Annotated in this window: 24 protein-coding genes; 13 read left to right on the forward strand and 11 right to left on the reverse strand. The window is 70.0% G+C overall.

Going from position 1 to position 20,139, the window contains the following annotated elements; genetic code table 11:
- Nucleotides 1–40 precede the first annotated feature (40 nt).
- On the reverse strand, nucleotides 41–670 hold the full coding sequence (locus FB561_RS30785; RefSeq protein ID WP_272952586.1) for a TetR/AcrR family transcriptional regulator: 630 nt from the start codon (nucleotides 668–670) through the stop codon (nucleotides 41–43).
- A gap of 90 nt (nucleotides 671–760) precedes the next feature.
- Between FB561_RS30785 and FB561_RS30790 the strand changes: the two genes are divergently transcribed.
- Nucleotides 761–2,149: an MFS transporter gene (locus FB561_RS30790; protein ID WP_337692333.1), complete on the forward strand. Its 1,389-nt coding sequence runs from the start codon at nucleotides 761–763 to the stop codon at nucleotides 2,147–2,149.
- A complete protein-coding gene (locus tag FB561_RS30795; protein ID WP_145813566.1) occupies nucleotides 2,149–2,616 on the forward strand; it encodes a GNAT family N-acetyltransferase in 468 nt (155 codons plus the stop codon). The genes FB561_RS30790 and FB561_RS30795 overlap by 1 nt, the downstream gene beginning before the upstream one ends.
- 15 nt (nucleotides 2,617–2,631) lie before the next feature.
- Here FB561_RS30795 and FB561_RS30800 read toward each other — a convergent pair whose 3' ends face one another.
- The 4 genes from FB561_RS30800 to FB561_RS30815 all read right to left on the reverse strand — a co-directional run bounded on the left by FB561_RS30800 (nucleotide 2,632) and on the right by FB561_RS30815 (nucleotide 6,212).
- Entirely contained in the window at nucleotides 2,632–3,186 is a 555-nt protein-coding gene (locus tag FB561_RS30800; RefSeq protein WP_145813567.1) for a Uma2 family endonuclease, read from the reverse strand.
- A gap of 116 nt (nucleotides 3,187–3,302) precedes the next feature.
- The gene (locus FB561_RS30805; RefSeq protein ID WP_145813568.1) at nucleotides 3,303–3,812 is read right to left on the reverse strand and encodes a Uma2 family endonuclease; all 510 of its coding nucleotides are present in this window, start codon (nucleotides 3,810–3,812) and stop codon (nucleotides 3,303–3,305) included.
- 55 nt (nucleotides 3,813–3,867) lie between these two features.
- Nucleotides 3,868–5,622, reverse strand: a complete 1,755-nt coding sequence (locus tag FB561_RS30810) for an IucA/IucC family protein (protein WP_272952587.1) — start codon at nucleotides 5,620–5,622, stop codon at nucleotides 3,868–3,870.
- 2 nt (nucleotides 5,623–5,624) lie between these two features.
- Nucleotides 5,625–6,212 carry a GNAT family N-acetyltransferase gene (locus FB561_RS30815; protein WP_145813570.1) on the reverse strand — a complete coding sequence of 196 codons (588 nt, stop codon included), beginning with the start codon at nucleotides 6,210–6,212 and terminating at the stop codon, nucleotides 5,625–5,627.
- A gap of 174 nt (nucleotides 6,213–6,386) precedes the next feature.
- Between FB561_RS30815 and FB561_RS30820 the strand changes: the two genes are divergently transcribed.
- Complete coding sequence (locus FB561_RS30820) at nucleotides 6,387–7,067, forward strand: GOLPH3/VPS74 family protein (RefSeq protein WP_145813571.1); 681 nt, start codon at nucleotides 6,387–6,389, stop codon at nucleotides 7,065–7,067.
- 104 nt (nucleotides 7,068–7,171) lie between these two features.
- The gene (locus tag FB561_RS30825) at nucleotides 7,172–7,717 is read left to right on the forward strand and encodes a hypothetical protein (RefSeq protein WP_238335228.1); all 546 of its coding nucleotides are present in this window, start codon (nucleotides 7,172–7,174) and stop codon (nucleotides 7,715–7,717) included.
- A 3-nt stretch (nucleotides 7,718–7,720) separates the two neighbouring features.
- Here the strand turns inward: FB561_RS30825 and FB561_RS30830 are convergent, their stop codons facing one another.
- Complete coding sequence (locus FB561_RS30830) at nucleotides 7,721–8,098, reverse strand: hypothetical protein (RefSeq protein ID WP_238335229.1); 378 nt, start codon at nucleotides 8,096–8,098, stop codon at nucleotides 7,721–7,723.
- A 16-nt stretch (nucleotides 8,099–8,114) separates the two neighbouring features.
- On the opposite strand from FB561_RS30830, the gene FB561_RS38845 reads away from it, so the two are divergent.
- Nucleotides 8,115–8,282: a hypothetical protein gene (locus FB561_RS38845; RefSeq protein WP_238335230.1), complete on the forward strand. Its 168-nt coding sequence runs from the start codon at nucleotides 8,115–8,117 to the stop codon at nucleotides 8,280–8,282.
- 4 nt (nucleotides 8,283–8,286) lie between these two features.
- Here the strand turns inward: FB561_RS38845 and deoD are convergent, their stop codons facing one another.
- Entirely contained in the window at nucleotides 8,287–9,000 is a 714-nt protein-coding gene (gene deoD / locus FB561_RS30835) for a purine-nucleoside phosphorylase (RefSeq protein WP_145813573.1), read from the reverse strand.
- Between the two features lie 114 nt (nucleotides 9,001–9,114).
- Between deoD and nudC the strand changes: the two genes are divergently transcribed.
- Complete coding sequence (nudC, locus tag FB561_RS30840; protein WP_145813574.1) at nucleotides 9,115–10,038, forward strand: NAD(+) diphosphatase; 924 nt, start codon at nucleotides 9,115–9,117, stop codon at nucleotides 10,036–10,038.
- A 54-nt stretch (nucleotides 10,039–10,092) separates the two neighbouring features.
- Here nudC and FB561_RS30845 read toward each other — a convergent pair whose 3' ends face one another.
- Nucleotides 10,093–10,332, reverse strand: coding sequence for a mycoredoxin (locus tag FB561_RS30845; protein WP_145813575.1), 240 nt, complete (start codon nucleotides 10,330–10,332; stop codon nucleotides 10,093–10,095).
- A gap of 114 nt (nucleotides 10,333–10,446) precedes the next feature.
- Between FB561_RS30845 and FB561_RS30850 the strand changes: the two genes are divergently transcribed.
- The 5 genes from FB561_RS30850 (at nucleotide 10,447) to FB561_RS30870 (ending at nucleotide 15,900) form a co-directional block, all read left to right on the forward strand.
- Entirely contained in the window at nucleotides 10,447–12,564 is a 2,118-nt protein-coding gene (locus tag FB561_RS30850; RefSeq protein WP_145813576.1) for an ATP-dependent DNA helicase UvrD2, read from the forward strand.
- Between the two features lie 369 nt (nucleotides 12,565–12,933).
- Nucleotides 12,934–13,128 (forward strand): hypothetical protein, encoded by a 195-nt coding sequence (locus FB561_RS30855; protein WP_145813577.1) that lies wholly within the window; start codon nucleotides 12,934–12,936, stop codon nucleotides 13,126–13,128.
- A 151-nt stretch (nucleotides 13,129–13,279) separates the two neighbouring features.
- Nucleotides 13,280–13,567 (forward strand): WhiB family transcriptional regulator, encoded by a 288-nt coding sequence (locus FB561_RS30860; RefSeq protein ID WP_012922902.1) that lies wholly within the window; start codon nucleotides 13,280–13,282, stop codon nucleotides 13,565–13,567.
- Between the two features lie 28 nt (nucleotides 13,568–13,595).
- Complete coding sequence (locus tag FB561_RS30865; protein ID WP_238335231.1) at nucleotides 13,596–13,817, forward strand: hypothetical protein; 222 nt, start codon at nucleotides 13,596–13,598, stop codon at nucleotides 13,815–13,817.
- Between the two features lie 328 nt (nucleotides 13,818–14,145).
- Nucleotides 14,146–15,900, forward strand: a complete 1,755-nt coding sequence (locus tag FB561_RS30870) for a SulP family inorganic anion transporter (RefSeq protein WP_145813578.1) — start codon at nucleotides 14,146–14,148, stop codon at nucleotides 15,898–15,900.
- On the opposite strand, the gene FB561_RS30875 is transcribed toward FB561_RS30870, so the two are convergent.
- Nucleotides 15,897–16,289, reverse strand: a complete 393-nt coding sequence (locus tag FB561_RS30875) for an NUDIX domain-containing protein (RefSeq protein WP_145813579.1) — start codon at nucleotides 16,287–16,289, stop codon at nucleotides 15,897–15,899. The two genes, FB561_RS30870 and FB561_RS30875, sit on opposite strands and share 4 nt — an antisense overlap.
- Here FB561_RS30875 and FB561_RS30880 point away from each other — a divergent pair.
- Nucleotides 16,288–17,847 (forward strand): MFS transporter, encoded by a 1,560-nt coding sequence (locus FB561_RS30880; protein WP_238335232.1) that lies wholly within the window; start codon nucleotides 16,288–16,290, stop codon nucleotides 17,845–17,847. The two genes, FB561_RS30875 and FB561_RS30880, sit on opposite strands and share 2 nt — an antisense overlap.
- Nucleotides 17,848–17,856: 9 nt before the next feature.
- Nucleotides 17,857–18,024, forward strand: coding sequence for a hypothetical protein (locus tag FB561_RS38055; protein ID WP_170284899.1), 168 nt, complete (start codon nucleotides 17,857–17,859; stop codon nucleotides 18,022–18,024).
- A gap of 4 nt (nucleotides 18,025–18,028) precedes the next feature.
- On the opposite strand, the gene FB561_RS30885 is transcribed toward FB561_RS38055, so the two are convergent.
- Together FB561_RS30885 and FB561_RS38060 are read right to left on the reverse strand one after the other, a co-directional pair.
- Entirely contained in the window at nucleotides 18,029–19,342 is a 1,314-nt protein-coding gene (locus FB561_RS30885; protein ID WP_145813580.1) for an ABC1 kinase family protein, read from the reverse strand.
- 184 nt (nucleotides 19,343–19,526) lie between these two features.
- Entirely contained in the window at nucleotides 19,527–19,685 is a 159-nt protein-coding gene (locus FB561_RS38060; RefSeq protein WP_012922897.1) for a DUF5679 domain-containing protein, read from the reverse strand.
- Nucleotides 19,686–20,139 lie beyond the last annotated feature (454 nt).

The following is a 20,139-nucleotide window of genomic DNA, read 5'->3' on the forward strand; positions in this document are numbered from 1 at the left end:
GTGTCCCAGGTCCCTGGATCAGGGTGGTTGGGTGTTGAGGTCAGCGGGGGACGGGTTCGCCGGGTGGGGTGAAGGAGGCGAGCACGGTCGCGGTGATGAAGGCGGCGGCGTCGTCGGTGTCGACGCGGCCGGCGTTGATCTCGTCGGCGGCGCTGTGCATCACGCTGTGCATGACGCCGACCAGCCACGACGTCGGCAGGTCGGTCCGGAAGACGCCCTGGTGCCGCCCCCGCTCGACCAGGCGCTCGACCCGGGCGGCCGGCTCCGCGTGCAGCTCGCGGATCCGGCTCGCCGGCAACACGCTCTGCGCCGCCAGCAGCAGTGAGCGGAACCGGTCCACCAGGTGCCAGCTGGAGGCGATCAACCGGCTCAGCGCCGCCCGCGGATCACCGTCCAGGTCGACCTGACCGAGTGCCCGCTCGCCCTCCTCGATCGCGTGCGCGAACGCGGCGTCCACCAGGTCGGTCCGATTCGGGAAGTGGCCGTACAGCGTGACCCGCCCGACCCCGGCCGCCTTCGCGATCTCGCTGACGCTGGCCTCGGGAGTGCGCCCGAGCGTGCTGACCGCGGCGTCCAGGATCGCCGCGATGTTGCGTTGCGCGTCCGCTCGTTTCCCCGCGCTCTTGGCCTGCGGATCCGGTCGCTTCTGGGTCTGCGTCGAGCTCGCCACGGAATCTCCCTTGTCGAACAGTGGTGTACGAGTTATCTTAGCCGAACTAACTCGTACATGCTTGTTCAATTTAGTGAAGGAGGTGTCGCCGTGTCCGATCAGGTCCTCGGGGACTCCGGAACGGTGGCCGCCGATCCGCGGCGGTGGCGGATGCTGGCGTTGCTCGGCATCGCGCAGTTCATGCTCATCCTCGACGTCACGGTGGTCGCGATCGCGCTGCCGCACATCGGGATCGAGCTCGGGTTGGAGCGCGACACCCTGACCTGGGTGGTCAGCGCGTACACCCTGATGTTCGGCGGGCTGATGCTGCTCGGCGGGCGCGCGGCCGACCTGTTCGGCTCCCGCACGCTGGTGCTGGCCGGCCTGCTGGTCTTTACCGCGGCCTCGCTGGTGACCGGGCTGGCCGGTGACGCGACCACGCTGCTCGGTGGCCGGGTCGCGCAGGGCATCGGTGCCGCGATGCTCTCGCCGGCCGCACTGTCGATGGTGACCAAGACGTTCCAGGGCGACGAGCTGAACAAGGCGCTCGGTATCTGGTCGTCGCTAGGTGGCGGTGGTGCCGCGGTCGGCGTCCTGCTCGGCGGCCTGCTGACCGCGGGACCGGGGTGGGCGTGGGTCTTCTACGTGAACGTGCCCATCGGCGCCGTCGTGCTGCTCGTGCTGAGCCGGATGATGCCGGCCGACCGGAGGGACGGTCCGCCCGCCCGACTCGACGTACCGGGTGCGCTGCTCGTCACCGCCGGTACCGGCGCGGCGATCTACGCGCTGATCAACGCGGGCGACCGCGGCTGGTTGTCGATGGCAACGCTCGGCATGCTCGCCGCGGCGGTCGTCCTGTACGCGGCGTTCGCGCTGGTGCAGAAGACGGTCCGGTCGCCGTTGATGGACCTGAAGATCCTGGCTCGGCGGCCGGTCGCCGCGGGGACGTTCCTGATCCTGATCGCGACCGCGCTGATGATCGCGGTGTTCTTCCTCGGCTCGTTCTACCTGCAGCACCTCAAGGGGTACGGCGCGCTGCGGACCGGCCTGCTGTTCCTCCCGGTCGCACTCACCACGATCGCCGGTGCGCAGATCGCCGGCAAGGTGATCGGTGGCTACGGCGCTCGGTCGGTCGCGATGGTGGGACTCGCGGTCGCGGCGGTCGGTACGGCCATCCCGGCGATCTGGAGTGGGTCCGTCCTGCTCGTGGTCGGGATCAGCGTCGGTGCTGCCGGGATCGGGGCCGCATTCGTCGCCTCCTCCGCCACGGCACTGTCCAAGGTCGCGTTCCACGAGGCCGGTCTGGCGTCTGGGATCCTGAGTACGTTTCACGAGTTCGGCGCGTCCGTCGGGGTCGCGGCGGTGTCGAGTATCGCGGCCGCCGGGATCGCGGGAACCAGCGACCTAGGCTTCAGCCGCGGATTCACCTTCGCCGCGGTCACCGCCGCGGTCGCCGCCGTCCTCGCTCTGCTCGTCGTCCCCGCACGGGAGAACAGCTGATGACCGACTACAAGATCCGCCAAGCTGGTCCGGCCGACGCGGCCATGGTCCGGACGATGGTGGTCGAGCTCGCCGACCATCAGGACGAAGGCCGGTTCGTCACCAGTACCGAGGACGACTGGCGGACCGCGCTCGGCCGGGACGACGTGATCGTCCTGGTAGCCGAGGGCAACGATTCTCCGGCCGGCTACGTGTCCGCGCTCCGCCGCGCCCACCTCTGGACCGGCCGGGACATCCTCGCCCTCGACGATCTCTACGTCCGCGAAGCCCACCGTGATGCCGGCCTCGGCCGCACCCTGATGCTCGAACTGGCCCGCCTGGCCAGCCCCGACAACCTCACCATCACCTGGGGCCTCCGCCTGGAGAACGAAGCCGGCGCCCGCTTCTACAACCGCCTCGGCGCAACCCTCCGCACGAAGACCCTCGCCGCCTGGTCCCCCGACAACTACAACCCCCTCCTCGACTGAAGGAGGAGCCGGAGGTCACACCGCCTGCCGGTGCGACCTCCGGACCAGGTCGGCCGGCACGACCCGCACGTCGAACGGGCGCTGGGTGCTGAACTCCTTGGCACCCTGCACCACCGCCCACTCGACGTAGGATCCGTCGACCAGCTCCAGTACGGTCAGCTCTTCCTGCTCCGGATCGAACAGCCAGTACGACTCGACACCCGCCTGCTCGTACAAACCACGCTTGAGTAACAGGTCGACGCTGCGCGTGCTGGGTGAGAGCACTTCGACGGCCAACTGCAGGCGAGTGACGCTGCTCCGGGCTACGTCTTCCGATTGGCGGACCAGCACGTCGGGCTGGAGACATCGACCGCTGGTGGGGCGGAAGTCGAAGGGTGCTACTAGTACCTCGAGACCGTCGGGGCAACTCGACTCGAGCAAGGTGGTCAATCGAACAACAGCTCGTTGATGGATGAACTGGGGCGCAGGTGTCACCAGCAGTTGCCCGTCGACGAGTTCGTAGCGGCGTCCGTCGTCGGGAAGAGCTGCTAGATCGGCCGGCGTGAATCCGCCGGGATCAAGGTTTCGCACGGCTTCCGTGGTGCCTCCTTCTCGGTCACTCGACCAGCATCAGCGCTCCGAGCACCCCGATCGCACAGTTTCGCCGATCTGCCCGCCGATGCCCTCGAATGCCCTGCCCTGCCCCTTCAACTCAGCAACTTCGTGGGGCAGAGGGTGACTGGGAAAGGGAACGTCGCCTCGTGGATCTCCTCCGCCTGGATGACGGTTTCGCAGGTGTAGCCGGTGGGGGTGAGGTGGAGGATGGTGAGTTCTTGGGCTGCTGGATCGAGGAGCCAGTACGCGGGGACGGCGGCCCTTTCGTACAGGGCACGTTTGAGGACCACGTCGGTGGTGCGGGTGGTGGGGGAGATGACCTCGACGGCGAGCAGCAGGGTCGGGGTGTACTGCGGGCCGGCTGCTTCGGCTGGGCAGACGAGGAGGTCGGGGCGGAGTGTCAGGTGGGGTGTGGGGCGGAAGTCGAGGGAGTTGACCGCGACGCGCAGGCCGGGTGGGCAGGCTTGTTTGAGGGCGACGAGCAGGCCGACGACGGCTGCTTGGTGGGCGGGTGGCTGGGTGCCGGTCACCAGCAGCCGGCCGTCGGCGATCTCGTAGCGGCGGGCGTCGCGGGGGCGGTGGTCGGCCTGGAGTCGGGTCACCGCTCCAGCTTGACCGACATCGCCCGACCGCCGCGGCGGTTATCCACAGACATGGCTATCCACAGAGGGGATTGGCCAGCGTGCCCACGAACACCAGTGAGTTGGACATGTCGGTCAGGTCGACCATCTGCCGGTTGTTCCGCAGCTGCAACCGGTTCAGGCAGGACAGCGCGAACTCCGGCGTGAACAGGTCGTACTTCGCGAACGCGTCCGCCAGCTCGGGCGTCGCGGCCTGGTAGTCGCGGACAGCCTCGCGGACCACTGCCCAGAACTCGTCCGGGGTGAGCAGCCCCTCCTGGTCGAGCAGCGGCGACAGGAACCGGAAGATGCAGTCGAACACATCGGTGAAGACGCACAGCAGCTTCTCGTCGTCCGCCACGTCGGGGAACCGCACCCGCTCGGCGTCCGCGGGCATCGGCGTCGCCGCGCTCATCACGGCGATCTCCTCCGCGATGTCCTTCATCACCAGCCGCGTCGGTACCGAGTCCCGCAGGACCAGGATCAGGTTCTCGCCGTGCGGCATGTAGACCAGCTCGTACGCGTAGAAGCAGTGCAGCAACGGCACCAGGTACGCGTCCACGTACGCGCGCAACCACTCCCGCGGCGGTAGTCCGGACGCACGGATCAACGCGGCCGCCAGCGAGGCACCGTGCCGATCCACGTGCAGCAGACTCGCCATCGTGGCCAGCCGTTCACCCGGGTCGAGCGAGGGAACCGGGCTCTCCCGCCACAACGCGGCGAGCATCTTGCGGTACGGCGAGGTCTTCGGCGTCGCCGCTTCGTAGTACGTGTTGTGGTACCCGATCGCGGCGATCTCGCGGAGCACGGAGAACCCGTACCGCTTCAGCGTCACGTCGTTCTCGACCACGCCGTACACCCAGTCGTTGATCGCGGGCGTCTTCTCCATGTATGTCGGGGACAGCCCGCGCATGAAGCCCATGTTCAGCACCGACAACGCGGTCTTCACGTAGCACCGTTCCGGGTGGGAGCGGTTGAAGAAAGTACGGATCGACTGCTGTGCCTGGTAGTCGTCGTCAGTGCTCCCCAGGTACACGATGTGCCGCTGGGCGATGTCGGCCGCGAACGTGATCGACGTCTTGTTCTCCCACTGCCACGGGTGCACCGGCATCAGCTGGTACTCCGACGGCTCCTCGCCGACCGCGCGGATCCGCTCCGCGAAGCGCTGCAGGACATCGGTCCCCAGTTCGTCGCGCAGCAGTTCGGCGTACGTGATCGTCTCGCTGTGCGACACCGTGGCCCGGTCCTTGCGCACGGCGATCCAGGTCAGCCGCACCGCCTGGCCCGTCTCCGGTGCGAACGCGCGGTAGTCGGTCACGCCGAAGCCGAGCCGGCCGTTGTTCGCGACGAAGCACGGGTGGCCCTCGGTCATCGCGGCCTCGATCGTCTGGAAGTCCGCGGTGAGCAGATCGGTCGCGGTGAGGTCCGGCCGGCTCAGCTTGTACGCCGCGCTCGCGAGCGTGCTGCTGATCTCTTCGAGGTAGACGGGCAGCATGTCGGCCGCGATCCCGAGCACCTCGTGGAACTCGGTGATGAAGTCGAGCGCGTCCACCGGTGAGTCATTGCCGCCGACGGTCCGGCGGATGCTCGCGGCGTCGATCTCCCAGTGGTTCAGCGGATAGCGGCGCGCGGTGAACCGGTACTCGCTCGTGGGGCCCGCGACGACGTATTCGTTGTCGTTGGCAACTGGCTCGAAAAGGCGTTCGTGGGTGAACTCGGCGAGCGCCTTGCGGACCAGGGCGCGGTTGACCGTGGTCCAGGTCGCGGGCTGCAGGTGCAAGGTCGGTTCCATCGTCATCCTGCCTCGCCCATCCGGACGGCGTCGGCGTACTGGTCACGGGTGCAGAAGCTCAGCCAGGCCTGCTTGTCGGGCAGGTCCACGATGCTGTGCTTGCGGAACCCCATCCGCTCGTTCAGCGCGTGGATCTTCGTGTTGCGCACATCCGGCTCGACCACCACCCGGTCGACCAGCGGATCGCTGAACAGGAAGTCGAGGATCGTCTCGAACACGGCGCCGGTGAATCCGGGGATCCGCCGATCGGCCGGCGCGACCAGCACGTGCATGCCGACGTCGCCGGGCGACGGGGCGTACACCTGGCCGACCGGATCGTGCTCGGGCGCGTACCGCTCGGTGAGGAAGGCCGGCCGGCCGTCGTGCTCACCGAGGAAGGCCCGGTGGTGGCCGCTGCGCTCGATCCGGAGGTACTCCGCGCGCACGTCGTCGACGGAGGCGCCGAGCAGGCCCCAGTACCGCGCGTACGGCTGGGTGACCCAGGCGTGCAGGGTCGGGACGTCGGTCCGGAGGTCGAACGGTCGCAGGGTGAGGGAGCCGATCCCGGCGGTGAAACGCCGGAAGGACGGCTCGGGAACTGCACGGGTCATGGCGGACTCTGCTTTCGAGGTGGGCGAGCCTGTTAGCTAAGGCTAACCTTAGTTGATGCTCGCTTCGACCTCGCGATCCGGTCCGGATGGTGACCGACCCGCTACGGGAGTACTACGTCCGAAATAGCTCGGGCGGCGGATGTGCGGAGGGTGACGGCGGCCTAGGTTGGAAGCATGTTGATCGCAGAGGACCTCCTATTGTTGTTGTACGACGACGAGAGCGGCAAGCCCATCACCGGGTCGCCGGGGCTGGACTACGCGCTGGCCGGTGCCGTCGTGATCGAGCTGACGATGCTCGGCAGGGTCGACGTGGCCGGGCCCGGCGAGGAGGTCAAGGAAGGCCGGCTCAAGGTGCTCGACGCCGGGCCGACTGGTGATCCCGTGCTGGACCAACGGCTCGCCGTGCTGGCCGAGAAGACCGGGCAGAAGCCGAAGAACGTGCTCGGCAAGCTGTCCAAGAAGCTGCGCGACGAGTTGCTCGCCCGGCTGGCCGAGCGCGGCATCCTCGAGGCCGACCAGGACAAGGTGCTCGGGCTGTTCCCGGTCACCCGCTGGCCGGCCAAGGACGCGCAGCACGAGGCGCAGGTCCGCGAGGCGCTGGAGAACGTCCTGAAGCTGGGTTCGCTGCCGGACGAGCGCACCGGCGCCCTGGTCGCGCTGCTGAACGCGCTGAACGTGGTGCCGAAGGTCGTCACCGACGCGGTGGACAAGAAGGCGCTGAAGCAGCGGGCCAAGGAGATCTCCGAGTCCGCCTGGGCTGCCGAAGCGGTGCGCAAGGCCGTCCAGGAGATGCAGGCCGCCGTCACCACCGCGATCGTGGTCAGCGCCAGCGCCGGAGCCACCTCGGGCTCCTGACCCGCGCGCTCCGGACCGCCGGCGTCCGACTGCCGACCCCGACCTGCGGGGCCGAGGCGGGCGGTAGGTCGGTTTGCACCTGGGGCGGACGTACGCTTCCGCGCGTGAGCAGGGTGCGGCGGGTGCGGTCGGAGCCGGGTGGGCTGGTGGATCTGGAGTTCACCGCGGAGGGCTGGACGTCGCGGCAGATCCAGGGGTCCCGGCCGGATCTCGCGCAGTGGTGCGCGATCTGGATGGGCGGCGCGCTGGTCCTCGCCGGGCTGGCCAAGCTGGCCGGCTTGGACGCGGCCGTGAAACCGCTGCTGATCGTCGCGGGGGTGCTGCTCACGGCGGCGGCGATCCTGGTCGGGCTCGACTTCGTCGCCACGGTGTTCGGTGCCGCTTGGATGACCGGGTCGGCGCTGACCCGCGGTGGGCGCCGCCGGCTGAAGGCCGAGGCGGACGGCATCGTCGACGACCTGATGGAGCTCACCCGGCGCCCCGAGACGATCGCTGTGACCAGGGTGCGGTCCGCGCGGGTGGTTCGCGAGGTGCGGGGGACCGCCGTCGAGCTCACTCTCGACGACGGCACAACCCGTCGCTACCTGCGCTTCCGCCCGGGCCTGGCCGAGGCCTTTCACCAACTGCTCGGTGAGCGCCTCGCCTCTTGAGGGCTACTCCGCCTGGCAGTCGGCCTTGCAGGTCTGGTCCGTCAGGCTGAGATGGGCGCCGGGCTCCTCGGTGTCCACCTCGACCGACCAGTCGACCTGCCAGTCGCCCTGCTTGGTCTGCGCTTCCGTCTTGCTCGCCTGCTGACCGAACCAGTCGACGATCGCGCCGCGCGGATTCACGTGCGCGACTTCGAGCGCCTTCGGCAGGACCTTGCCGATCTCCGCCGACGCGGACTCAGCGGTCCCGGCCGCGTGCAGGGAGACGACCGGCGGGCGTTTGTGGGTGCCGTTCAGGACCCAGACGGCCACCGGTCCGGAGGTACAGATCGCGTAGTCGCCGTCGCGGCCGCACTTGTACCCCGCGCCGGTCAGGCCGGACACGACCTGGGTCGCGGGGATGTCGGGCAGCGCCGACGGCGACCCGTCGGGCTCGGTCGGGGATGCGGCCGGCGACGAAGCCGGAGCCGTCCCCGGAGCCGGGGTCGTTGCCTCACTCTGGGGGTTGTCGCTGGAGCAGGCCGTGGTACCGACGAGCAGGGCGGCGCTCAGGAAGGTGACGGCGTAGCGCTTCAGGCCGGTACCTCGATCGCCGCGTCCAGGGCGATCGTGATCATCTCCGAGAAGGTGGTCTGGCGCTCCTCGGCCGACGTCTCCTCCTTGGTGACCAGGTGGTCCGACACGGTCATGATGCCGAGCGCGCGACGGCCGAACTTCGCGGCCAGCGTGTACAGCGCGGCGGCCTCCATCTCGATCCCGAGCACGCCGTACTCCGCGGTCCGCGAGACCAGGTCGGGCCGGTCGTTGTAGAACAGGTCGCCGGAGAACACCTGGCCGACGTGCACGGTCAGCCCGGCCCGCTCGGCGTTGTCCACGGCGGACCGGAGCAGTTGGTAGTCCGCGGTCGGCGCGTAGTCGATGCCGTGGAACCGCAGCCGGTTCATCTGCGAGTCGGTGCTGGCCGACATCGCCACGATCACGTCGCGGATCCGCACCTTCTCGGTCAACCCGCCGCAGGTCCCGACCCGGATCAGCGTCTGCACGTCGTACTCCGCGAACAGCTCGTGCGCGTAGATCGACGCGGACGCCTGGCCCATCCCGGAGCCCTGGACCGAGATCCGCTCACCCTTGTAGGTACCGGTGAACCCGAACATGTTGCGGATCTCGGTGTAGCAGGTGACGTCGGAGAGGTACGTCTCCGCGATCCACTTGGCCCGGAGCGGGTCGCCCGGGAACAGCACCCGCGGTGCGATCTGCCCCTTCTCGGCGGCGATGTGAATACTCATGCGGGGATGCTCTCACGGCAGACCGCTCGTCCCGGGCCCGGACCGGCGGGACCGCGGAGACGGGTGCCTGGTGTGTCGGCGGGTGCCGGGGCCGGGCGAGATAGTTTGGTCGCCGTGGCCTACTCGATCGATCCGCAGTCCCTCGCCCTGTCCCGTTCGGTCCTCGACCGCGCCGCGGACCGCCGCCGCGACCAGGAATGGCTGGACAAGGCCTGGGCCGATCCGGACACCCAGGTGGCGACCGTCGCGGGGGACCAGCTGCTGGTGAACCCGGACCGGACCACGCTGAAGCTGGTACCACCCGCCGAGGCGCCGGAGGGACGACGGATCTTCCTCGGCATCGACCGGGAGAGCGGGGCCGGGCAGACGGCAGACGGGCGCGCCGTGTTCGCCGTACTGGTGGAGGGCGAACCGGGCGAGGAGTACGCCGGACTGCGCGAGATCGGTGGGCTGCTGGACGACCGGGAGGCCGGGATCGCGGTGAACGTGGTCGGCCTGGCCAACTGGCACGCCGTCCACACGCATTGCGGGAACTGCGGCGCGCATACCGAGACGGTGGAGGCGGGGCACGTACTGGAGTGCCCGTCGTGCGGGATGCACCACTTCCCGCGGAGCGACCCGGCGATCATCGTGCTGGTCACCGACGACCAGGATCGCGCCCTGCTCGGCCGGAACCCGAAATGGCCCGAGGGCCGGTACTCGACCCTGGCCGGCTTCGTCGAACCAGGCGAGTCGCTGGAAGCCGCGGTCCGCCGGGAGGTGCTGGAGGAGACCGGCGTCATCGTCGGCGAGGACGTCCGGTACGCCGGATCCCAGCCGTGGCCGCTGCCGTCCAGCTTGATGCTCGGCTTCTACGCCACCGCTACCGGGTTCGACATCGAGGTCGACGACGACGAGATCTCCGACGCCCGCTGGTTCAGCCGCGAAGACCTCACCGCCCTGGTAAAAGCCGGCACCATGGCCCTCCCCGGCAACATCTCCATCTCCCGCCGCCTGATCGAAGGCTGGTACGGCAACTCCCTCACCGGCAGCTGGTAACAACAGAAGAACGCGGCGCCGGCCCTCGGGGGCTCGGCGCCGCGTTCGTCGTCCTCAGGCGGCCAGCTTCTCCGCGACTTGGGCGAGGCTCGGGTTCGTCATCGCGGTGCCGTCCGCGAAGACCACCGTGGGGACCGTCTGGTTCCCGTTGTTGATCTTCTCGACGATCTCCGCCGCCCCCGGCACCTGCTCGATGTCGACCTCCGCGAACTCGATCCCGGCCCGCTTCAGCTGCCCCTTCAACCGGTGACAGTAACCGCACCAAGGTGTCGAGTACATCGTGAATGCCGCCATCGTGGCTCGCTCCGTCTCTCTGCGGGGTCAACGGGCTGCGCGTTCTGTCGGCCGGCCCGTCTAGGGTTGCTCTCGTCCTATCTGAACCACAGCGCCCGGGGGTCCTGTTCCCGCATGTCTCAGCCCGTGAGCGACATCACACAGGTCGTTGCCGCCCGGTCGGCCGACGCCCTGCTCGAGGCGCTGGACCCCGAGCAGCGCGCCGTCGCCACCGCCCTGCACGGCCCGGTCGTCGTGATGGCCGGCGCCGGCACCGGGAAGACCCGCGCGATCACCCACCGGATCGCGTACGGCGTGCGCACCGGCACGTACGACCCGGCCCGCGTGCTCGCCGTGACGTTCACGCAGCGCGCGGCGGGGGAGATGCGCGGGCGGCTCGCCCAGCTCGGCGCGGACGGCGTCCAGGCCCGGACGTTCCACTCGGCCGCGCTCCGGCAGGCGAGATGGTTCTGGCCGAAGGTGTACAAGTCGGAGCTGCCGCCGATCGCGGACCGCAAGTTCCCGCTGCTCACCGAGGCGGCGTCGCGGTGCCGGGTCCGGGTGGACACGCCCGGCCTGCGCGACCTGGCCGGCGAGGTGGAGTGGGCCAAGGTCAGCAACGTCCGCCCGGACGACTACGCCAAGCTCGCCCCGACCTCCGGACGCACGCTGGCCGCCTTCGACCCGGCCACGATCGCCCGGATCTTCGCGGCGTACGAGGACGTGAAGCTGGAGCGCGGCCGGATCGACCTCGAGGACGTGCTGCTCTGCGCCGTCGCGCTGCTGGCCGAGGACGAGCGGGTCGCGGCCGAGATCCGCCGCCAGTACCGGACCTTCGTCGTCGACGAGTACCAGGACGTCAGCCCGTTGCAGCAGAGCCTGCTCGACCTGTGGCTCGGCGGCCGTGGCGACGTCTGCGTGGTCGGCGACCCGGCGCAGACCATCTACTCCTGGGCCGGCGCCGACCCGGAGAACCTGGTCCGCTTCGCCTCCCGGCACGACGACGCGACCGTGATCAAGCTGGTCCGCGACTACCGGTCCACCCCGCAGATCGTCGACGTCGCGAACAAGATCCTCGACTCCACCGGCCCGGCCGGTCTGCCCGGTCGCGTCACCCTGCGGTCCCAGCGCGACGCCGGCCCCACGCCGACGTACCGGGAGTACCCGGACGAGGTCGCCGAGGCGGACGCTGTCGCCCGGGCGATCGCGAAGCTGCGGGACTCGGGGACGGCGCTGCGGGACATCGCGATCCTGTTCCGCACCAACGCCCAGTCCGAGAACTTCGAGCAGGCGCTCGCCGAGCGGAGCATCCCGGCCGTCCTGAAGGGCGCCGAGCGGTTCTTCGAGCGGCCCGAGATCCGGCAGGCGGCGATGCTGCTCCGCGGTCAGGCGAAGGCGGGGGAGCCCGGCGGAGACCTGGCGGAGGTGGTCCGCGGCGTGCTCGCGGGCGCCGGCTGGACGCCGGAGCCGCCGAAGGGCAAGGGCGCCGTCCGGGATCGCTGGGAGTCGCTCAGCGCGCTCGTGACGATGACGTCGGACTACGCGGCCGCGCACCCCGAGGCCGGACTGGCCGAGCTGATGACCGAGCTGGACCGGCGGGCGGCGATCCAGCACGCGCCGCTCGCGGAGGGCGTCACGCTGGCGACCTTGCACACCGCGAAGGGCCTGGAGTGGGGCTGCGTGTTCATCGTCGGCGCCCACGAGGGCACGCTGCCGATCAGCTACGCCCAGACCCCCGCGCAGGTCGAGGAGGAGCGCCGGCTCTTCTACGTCGGTGTCACCCGGGCGAAGGACCAGCTCGCGATCAGCTGGTCGACCTCCCGCTCGCCGGGTGGACGGGGGCAGCGGGGTCCGACGCGGTTCCTGGACACGCTAGGCGTCCGTGGTTCGTCCCGGCCGGCGTCCGACTGGCAGCCGTCCGCCCGGACCGGCCGCGAGCGTACCGAGAAGCCGATCCCGAAGTGCCGCGTCTGTGGGCGCGGCCTGCTCGACGCGGGCGCCCGCAAGCTCGGCCGCTGCGAGGACTGCCCCTCGACGATGGACCAGAAGCTTTACGACGCCCTGTTCGAGTGGCGCGCCGAGAAGGCCGAGGAGGAGCGCATGCCCGCCTTCGTCATCTTCACCGACGCCACCCTCACCGCCATCGCCGAACTCCGCCCCACCGACGAGCGCGAACTGCTCCGGATCCCGGGCATCGGCCGCACCAAACTCCAGAAGTACGGCGAACCGGTCCTCAACATCTGCACCCGCTGACCCCGGACGCCCGGCGTCCCTGGCTAATCCCGTTGCGGGGTTGGGGTTCGGGGCGCACTCTGGTGGGGTGTGATTCTGCTGGGAGCAGACGGGGATCGGGCCGGTGGCATTTAGGTGACACAGGCAACGATCTCGGAGGGTGCTGGTGAGGCCCCGGAGCGTGCTGGATCGGTCGTCGTGGCAGCTACTTTCCGCCGCTGCAACGGCAACTTCCGGCCAACTTCGGAAACTGGCGATAAATAGTTTGCGGGCCTCGCGTGCCTCGGCGTACTGTTCTTTCTGCGGTCAGACCTGTGGCCGAAAACTTCAAACACCATAGCGATCGAGCTTGCCGCCCGTTCGCACACAACGAGAGGAGGTGCCCTGGAAATGATCACCAACATGGCGCAGAAGCCGAAGTCCGGCGTTGCCGCGCTCGCTTGCGCCCCGATTCAGGGTGCCTCGCAGCTGCACGTCGCGGCCGTTGTGCTGATGGCGCCGATCGCCGTTCCGTTCCAGGGCGGAGCTGTGTCGGATGCCAAGCGTGGCGGTCAGGGTTCTCGAGCATGGAGTCCACCGGCCTGACTCTCGAAGTCAGCCGGCACCTCCGAGGCCGCGGAACCCACCTAGGGTCCGCGGCCTTTCTGTTTGTCAGACCCAGATTTCCGGCCACCAACCGGTGGTCGGTCAGGACGACAAGAGTTACCAGCAAGACAGTCACTAGGAGGTGACCGGAATGAGCGTGAGCTTCCTCGATGCCTTCACCGAGGTGGCCGCGTCGCAGGACCTGCCCTGTCGGTCCTACGCGCCAGAACTCTTCTTCGCCGAATCCCCGGCGGACGTGGAGTACGCCAAGTCTCTTTGCACCACCTGCCCGCTCAAGGCCGAGTGCCTGGCCGGGGCGCTCGAGCGCTCCGAGCCGTGGGGAGTGTGGGGCGGCGAGCTGTTCGTCCAGGGCGTCGTGGTTCCGCGCAAGCGGCCCCGCGGACGTCCCCGCAAGAGCGACACCGTGACCGCTGCCTGATCCCGCCCCCGAATCGAGACTTCGAACCATGAACCGGAACCAGACTTCACGCAGGAGAATTGAGATGAATTTACTTCAGGAAGATCTTGCTCGTGCTCATTGTCGTTCTAAATTGAACGACGCCGAGCAGAACCGGCGCTTCCGCCTGGCGCAGCAGGTTGCCAAGGCGCAGAAGCAGGCCGAGCGGGCCACCCGGCGCGCGGAGAGGGCCAGCGCAAAGGCGCGCCTCACCCTCGCCCGTCTGGTCTGATCCACCCCGGAGCCGATCCACCGGCCGGACCGTCGCGGTCCGGCCGGCCGGCTCCACCCAGGCAGCTGGGCGGCGGGAGCCGATCTCCCGAGTGCCGCCCCAGCCCTGACCACCGGCTGTCCACCCGGACCCCGTCTCCGGGCGGCAGCCGACCGCCCGCCGTCTCGCGGTTCCCGCGCGGCGGCGGGCCACCCACGGCCGCGCAGTCCCGGAACAGGGGACCGTGCACTGCCGGCCCGAGCCGAGGGCGGCATCCACCACCGGATGCCGCCCCTCGGCATGTTCAGTCCCTCTTGGCAGGTCGGGCGGGCGCGGCGACGATGCCCTTGTGACAGATGTCCAGCGGGGGACCGAGCAGGCTTCGTGGCGAACCCTGCCCGGCTTCACCACGGTGCGCACGTACCAGCCGCGCTGGCTGAGCCGCGATCTGGTCGCCGGCCTGGTCCTCACCACCCTGCTCGTCCCGCAGGGCATGGCGTACGCCGAACTGGCCGGGCTGCCGCCGATCACCGGGCTCTACACCACCGTGCTCGCCCTGCTCGGGTACGCCGTCTTCGGCCCGTCCCGGGTTCTCGTCCTCGGACCGGACTCCTCGCTGGGCCCGATGATCGCCGCCACCGTGATCCCGCTCGTCACCGCGAACGGCGACCCGGGCCGCGCGGTCGCGTACGCGTCGATGCTGGCCCTGATGGTCGGCGCGATCACCGTTCTCGCCGGGATCTTCCGGCTCGGGTTCGTGGCGGACCTGCTCTCCAAGCCGACCCAGCTCGGGTACATGAACGGGCTGGCGCTGACCATCCTGGTCGGTCAGTTGCCGAAACTCTTCGGCTTCTCGGTCGACGCCGACAACTTCCTCGACGAGGCGGCCGGGTTCTTCCGCGGGCTGGTCGACGGTGACACGGTCGGGCCCGCGCTTGCGGTCGGGGTGGGGAGCCTGATCCTCATCCTGCTCTTCCAGCGGATCCTGCCTCGGGTACCAGGCGTCCTGGTCGCGGTGGTGCTCGCGATCGGTTGCGTGACCTTGTTCGATCTGCCGGAGCGCGGGGTGGACGTGGTCGGGCCGATGCCGGAGGGGTTACCACCGTTCGTGATCCCGAGCGTGCCGCTGGAGGACTTCGGGCTGCTGCTGGCCGGAGCGCTGGGCATCGCGCTGGTGTCGCTGACCGACACGATCTCGACCGCGTCGGTGTTCGCCGCGCGCCGTGGGGAGGAGGTGTCGGCCGACCGGGAGATGGTCGCTGTCGGCGCCGCCTCGATCGCGGCCGGCCTGTTCCAGGGGTTCCCGGTCAGTACCAGCGGGTCGCGGACGGCGGTCGCGGCGCAGAACGGGGCGAAGACCCAGGTGACCGGCCTGGTCGGCGCGCTCGCGATCGCGGCCCTGCTGGTCTTCGCGCCCGGGCTGCTCCGGAACCTGCCACAGCCGACCCTCGCCGCCGTCGTCATCGCGGCCTCGTTGTCGCTGGCCGACCTCCCCGGGCTCCGGCGGCTCGGCCGGCAGCGCCGCTCCGACTTCGTCCTCGCCCTGGCGGCGTTCCTCGGCGTCGCGCTGCTGGGCGTCCTGCCCGGGATCGGGATCGCGGTCGGGCTGTCGATCCTGGTTGTGTTCAACCGCGCGTGGCGCCCGCACCAGGCCGTCCTCGGCCGCTCCGAGGACCTCGCCGGGTACCACGACCTCACCTTCCACCCGGCGACCACGCATCTGCCCGGGCTGGTCATCTACCGGTTCGACGCGCCGCTGTTCTTCGCCAACGCGCGGTCGTTCCGTGACCAGGTCCGGGCGCTGGCCGCCGCCGAACCACGACCCGCCTGGATCCTGGTCGCGGCCGAGCCGATCACCGACATCGACACCACCGCCGCCGACATGCTCGGCGACCTGGTCCGCGGACTGCACGAACAGGGGATCCGACTGGTCTTCGCCGAGCTCAAGGACCCGGTCCGGCGCCGCCTCGACCACTACGAGCTGACCGACACGATCAAGCCGGGCGACTTCTTCGAGACGATCAGGATGGCCGTCGAGGCGTACCAGGCGAGTACCGGCCGGACCTGGGAGCGCGGCCCCGGCTCGTACGAGATCCCCGACTAGCCGATCCGGGTCGCGGTACCGGCGTGGAAGACGTGGTGCGCCGAGTCGATGATGCCCGCGGCGGGTTGGGCGTAGATCAGCTCGCGCAACGGGCCAGGCCGCCAGCCGGTCTCCTCCTCGACCTCGCGCGCGGCCGCCTCGGCCGGTGACTCGCCGGGTTCGACGAGGCCCATCGGCAGCTCCCAGCCCCAGGTGTCGGTCAGCAGGCGGTGCCGCCACAGCATCAGGACCCGGGACTCGGCGTCCGTGACGGCCGCGGCGGCGACGTCGCTCGCGCGGATCCCGTGGTACTCGACCCGCTCGCCGTCCGGCTGTTCGACGTCCAGGCGGGTCACGCGGAGCCAGGGACTGGACCAGGCGTCCCGTTCGCCGAAGATCTTCCATCGCATGATCCGGAAGGGTATGTCGATCCGGGTCCGGGCCGTCCGACGCACTGGTGACGAGGACGGACCGACCGAAGGGATCCTGACCATGCCGACCGTGGAGACGCTGACCCGGGTGCACCGGAGGCAAGGGGCCGGGCTGGCGGTGCTCGCGCTGGCGATCCTGCTGGTCTCGCTGGACACGTTCGTGATGCTGCTGGCGCTGCCGCCGATCGCGTCCGCCCTCGGCGCGAGCAGCAGCCAGCAGCTGTGGATCATGGACGTGTACGGGTTCATGGTGGCCGGGTTCATGATCACGATGGGCTCGCTCGGGGACCGGATCGGGCGGCGCCGGCTGTTGCTCGGCGCGGCCGCGGTGTTCGGGATCGCCTCGGTGGTCGCGGCGTACTCGACCAGTCCGGAGATGCTGATCGGCGCCCGGGCCGGGCTCGGGATCGCGGGTGCGGCACTGACCCCGTGCGTGCTGTCGATCGGAATGAGCCTGTTCGACGATCCGCGGCGGAAGGCGCAGGCGATCGGCCTCCTGACCGGCTGCTTCACGGTCGGCGCGGTGATCGGCCCGGTCGTCGGTGGCGTCCTGCTGCAGCACTTCTGGTGGGGCTCGGCGTTCCTGATCGGCGTCCCGGCGATGGTCGTGCTGCTGATCGCGGGCCCGTTCCTGCTGCCCGAGTTCCGCGACCAGACGGCGGGCCGGATCGACCTGCCGAGCGTGGCGTTGTCGCTCGGCGCGATCCTGCCGGCGATCCAGGGGCTCAAGCAGCTCGCCTCGCACGGTTGGGGTCCGGTACCGGCGGCGTTCCTCGTCGTCGGGATCACGCTCGGCTGGTTGTTCGTGCGGCGGCAGCTGCGGCTGACCGATCCGCTGCTGGACCTGCGACTGTTCCGGCGGCTCCAGTTCAGCGCGACGCTCGGCAGCATGGCGGCGTACTCGATGACCTCCGGCGGCGTGATGGTGTTCGTCGCGCAGTACTTCCAGCTGGTGCAGGGGCTGTCGCCGCTCCAGGCGGGACTCGCGTTGGTGCCAGGCATGCTGACGTCGACGGTGAGCTTCCAGATCGCGCCGGTGCTCGCTCGGCGGATCCGGCCGGGTCGGCTGACCTCCGGTGCGCTGCTGTTCACGTCGGCGGGGATGGTGTTGATGGTGTTCGCCGACTCGGTCACCGGGTTCGTCGTCGCCTTCGCGGTCGAGTGCCTGGGTGTCGCGCCGCTGGTGGTCCTCGGGACGAACCTCGTGATCAGCTCCGCGCCGCCGGAGAAGGCGGGTGCGGCCGCCGCGATCACCCAGACGGGCAACGAGTTCGGGTACGCGCTGGGCATCGCGATCCTCGGTTCGATCGTCACCGCCGTGTACCGCGGATCGGCGCCGGCCGACGCGGGCGACTCCCTGGCCACTGCGCTGTCGGCGGGCCTTCCGGAGTACCCCGTGGACCTGGCGAAGTCCGCCTTCACCGACGGCGTGCACGTCCTCGCCGCGATCGGCGCGGTCGTCGTCACCGGCCTCGCGGTCCTGCTCAGCCGAGTACTGCGCTCGCTGCCCGTCCTCGGCGACGACGGAAGCCACTAGATTGGTGGCATGGCCAACCCGACCTGTGCATTGTGCGGGCAGCAAGCCGAGAGCGAGGATCTGCCGCTCACCTGGGTGACGTCGCTCGAGAACGGCCGCCGGCTCGTCTACTGCGACCGCTGTGCCCGCGAGAACGTCCGCAGCATCGAGGGCAAGCTCGACAGCGCCTGGTGGTAGCCGCTCAGTCCTCCGCGAACCCGGGCAGGAACTCTTCCAGCACCTCGCGGAAGGGCGCCTCCGCCTCGAGCTGGGACAGCACCGCGATCCCACCGATCCAGACCCGGTGGATCAGCAGGTACGACGGGGGCAGGTTGAGCCGGAGCGCCAGGGACGCGTTCGGGGAGCGGAGATCGCCGGCCCGGTTCGCCTGCTCGCGCATCCAGGCCCGGCTGAACTTGAACGTCTCCGTCCGGGCCGGCTCCGCGAACGGCGCCAGGTAGTCCATCAGCTGGTCCGGGTCGATCTCCATCCGGGGCTTGATGAACCCCTCCTCGCGCAGCCCCGCCAGCACCGAGGCGCCGTCCCCGGACAGCGAGATCCGCAGCAGCCGCCCGATCGCCGGCGGCAGCCCGTCGGGGAGTCGCGCGCAGAGGCCGAAGTCGACCACACCGAGCCGCCCGTCCGGCATCACGCGGAAGTTCCCCGGATGCGGGTCCGAGTGCAGCAGGCCGGCCAGCCGCGGTCCGCTGAACATGAACCGGACGTACTTCAGACCGAGGTCGTCGCGCTCTTCCTGGGTCCCGTCCGCGATCACCCTGGACAGCGGCTTGCCCTCGATCCACTCCGACACGATGACCGTCGGCGAGTGCTTGACCACCCGCGGGACGACGAATTCGGGGTGCCCCTTGAAGGCGTCGGCGTACTGCTGCTGGGCCTGGGCCTCGCGGTCGTAGTCGAGCTCCTCGCCGATCCGCTCCTGCAGCTCGGTGATCAGCGGCTTCATGTCCAGGCCGGGGACCAGGGTGCCGAACGTCCGGGCGAACCGGCCGAGCTGGCGCAGGTCCGCACGCAGCGCCTCGGCGGCACCCGGGTACTGCAGCTTGATCGCGACCTCGCGGCCGTCCTTGAGGCGGCCCCGGTGGACCTGGCCGATCGACGCGGCCGCGGCCGGCAGGTCGTCGAACTCCTCGAACCGGTCCCGCCAGCGCTTGCCCAGCTCGCGGGCCAGGATCGTGTGCACGGTCGAGGCCGGCATTGGGGGAGCGGAGTCCTGCAGCTTCGTGAGCGTCGCCCGGTACGGCGCGGCGAGTTCCTCCGGCATCGCCGTCTCCATCAGGCTCAGCATCTGCCCGAACTTCATCGCGCCGCCCTTGAGCTCGCCCAGGACGGCGAACAGCTGGTCGGCGGTGCGGCGCTGGAACTCGGCCATCACCGCCTCGGCCGGCGCCCCGCCGATCCGCTTGCCGAGCCCGACCGTGGCGCGCCCGGCGGCGCCGAGCGGCAGGCTGGCGAGCTTGGCGGTGCGGCTCAGCGCCTTGCGGGGAAGGTCGGACACGTTCCCATTCTGTCGGGTCACCCAAGCCGCCGACAGCCGGGGGCACCGGCGCGTCGTACGGCCTTGCCTTCCGCGTCCCCGGCGCCCGTCTCCGGACTGTACCGGCCGCGGCGCGAGGTGCCCGGCAACGACGAGGGGCGGCGGCCCGGGTTGCCCCGGGCCGCCGCCCCTACGACTTGGTGCGTCAGGCCTTGCCGAGGATCCGGTTCAGGTTCGTACCGCACTCGGGGCACTTGGCCTTGGCCATGCGCGTGCCCTTGTCGTTGACCTTGACCTCGCCGTCGGCGGTGCGCTTGGCCTTGCACTTGACGCAGTAGAACTCGCCGCTCCAGGTCTCTGCCATGAGGGCCCTCTCCTTGCTCTGAATACCAGCCCGGGGTTCCAGCCCCCTGGCCGCGTGGATGCTAACGGCAGACCGTCCTGCCGTAGGCCGTTCGGCCCAGTCGGGATTCACCCTACGGCAGGCTGAGCGTGGCTCAAGCGCACCACCCGGCCCGCGTGCCGCGTGGAAACCCCTTTCCGCCCGTCGTCCCGGCAGGGAACAGGCTCCCGGTGATCCGGCGCCGGAACCGCTCGGCTTCCCCTCCGAGCAGCCCCGGAGCCGGTCCGGGAGCCTGTTGCCGACGACGCTAGAAGCCACCGGGCGCCGGCACAAGACCGGATTGTCCACCCCTGTGGATAACCCTGTGCGCAACTTGTGGGACGCGCCGGGCGGCACTGTGGACATGCGGGGGAACACGATGTGAACAGAGATTGTCCACAGTCTCGCCATCTTGCGTCTGACCTGCGAAAACGTT

It is taken from the genome of Kribbella amoyensis, assembly GCF_007828865.1.
Taxonomy (GTDB): domain Bacteria; phylum Actinomycetota; class Actinomycetes; order Propionibacteriales; family Kribbellaceae; genus Kribbella; species Kribbella amoyensis.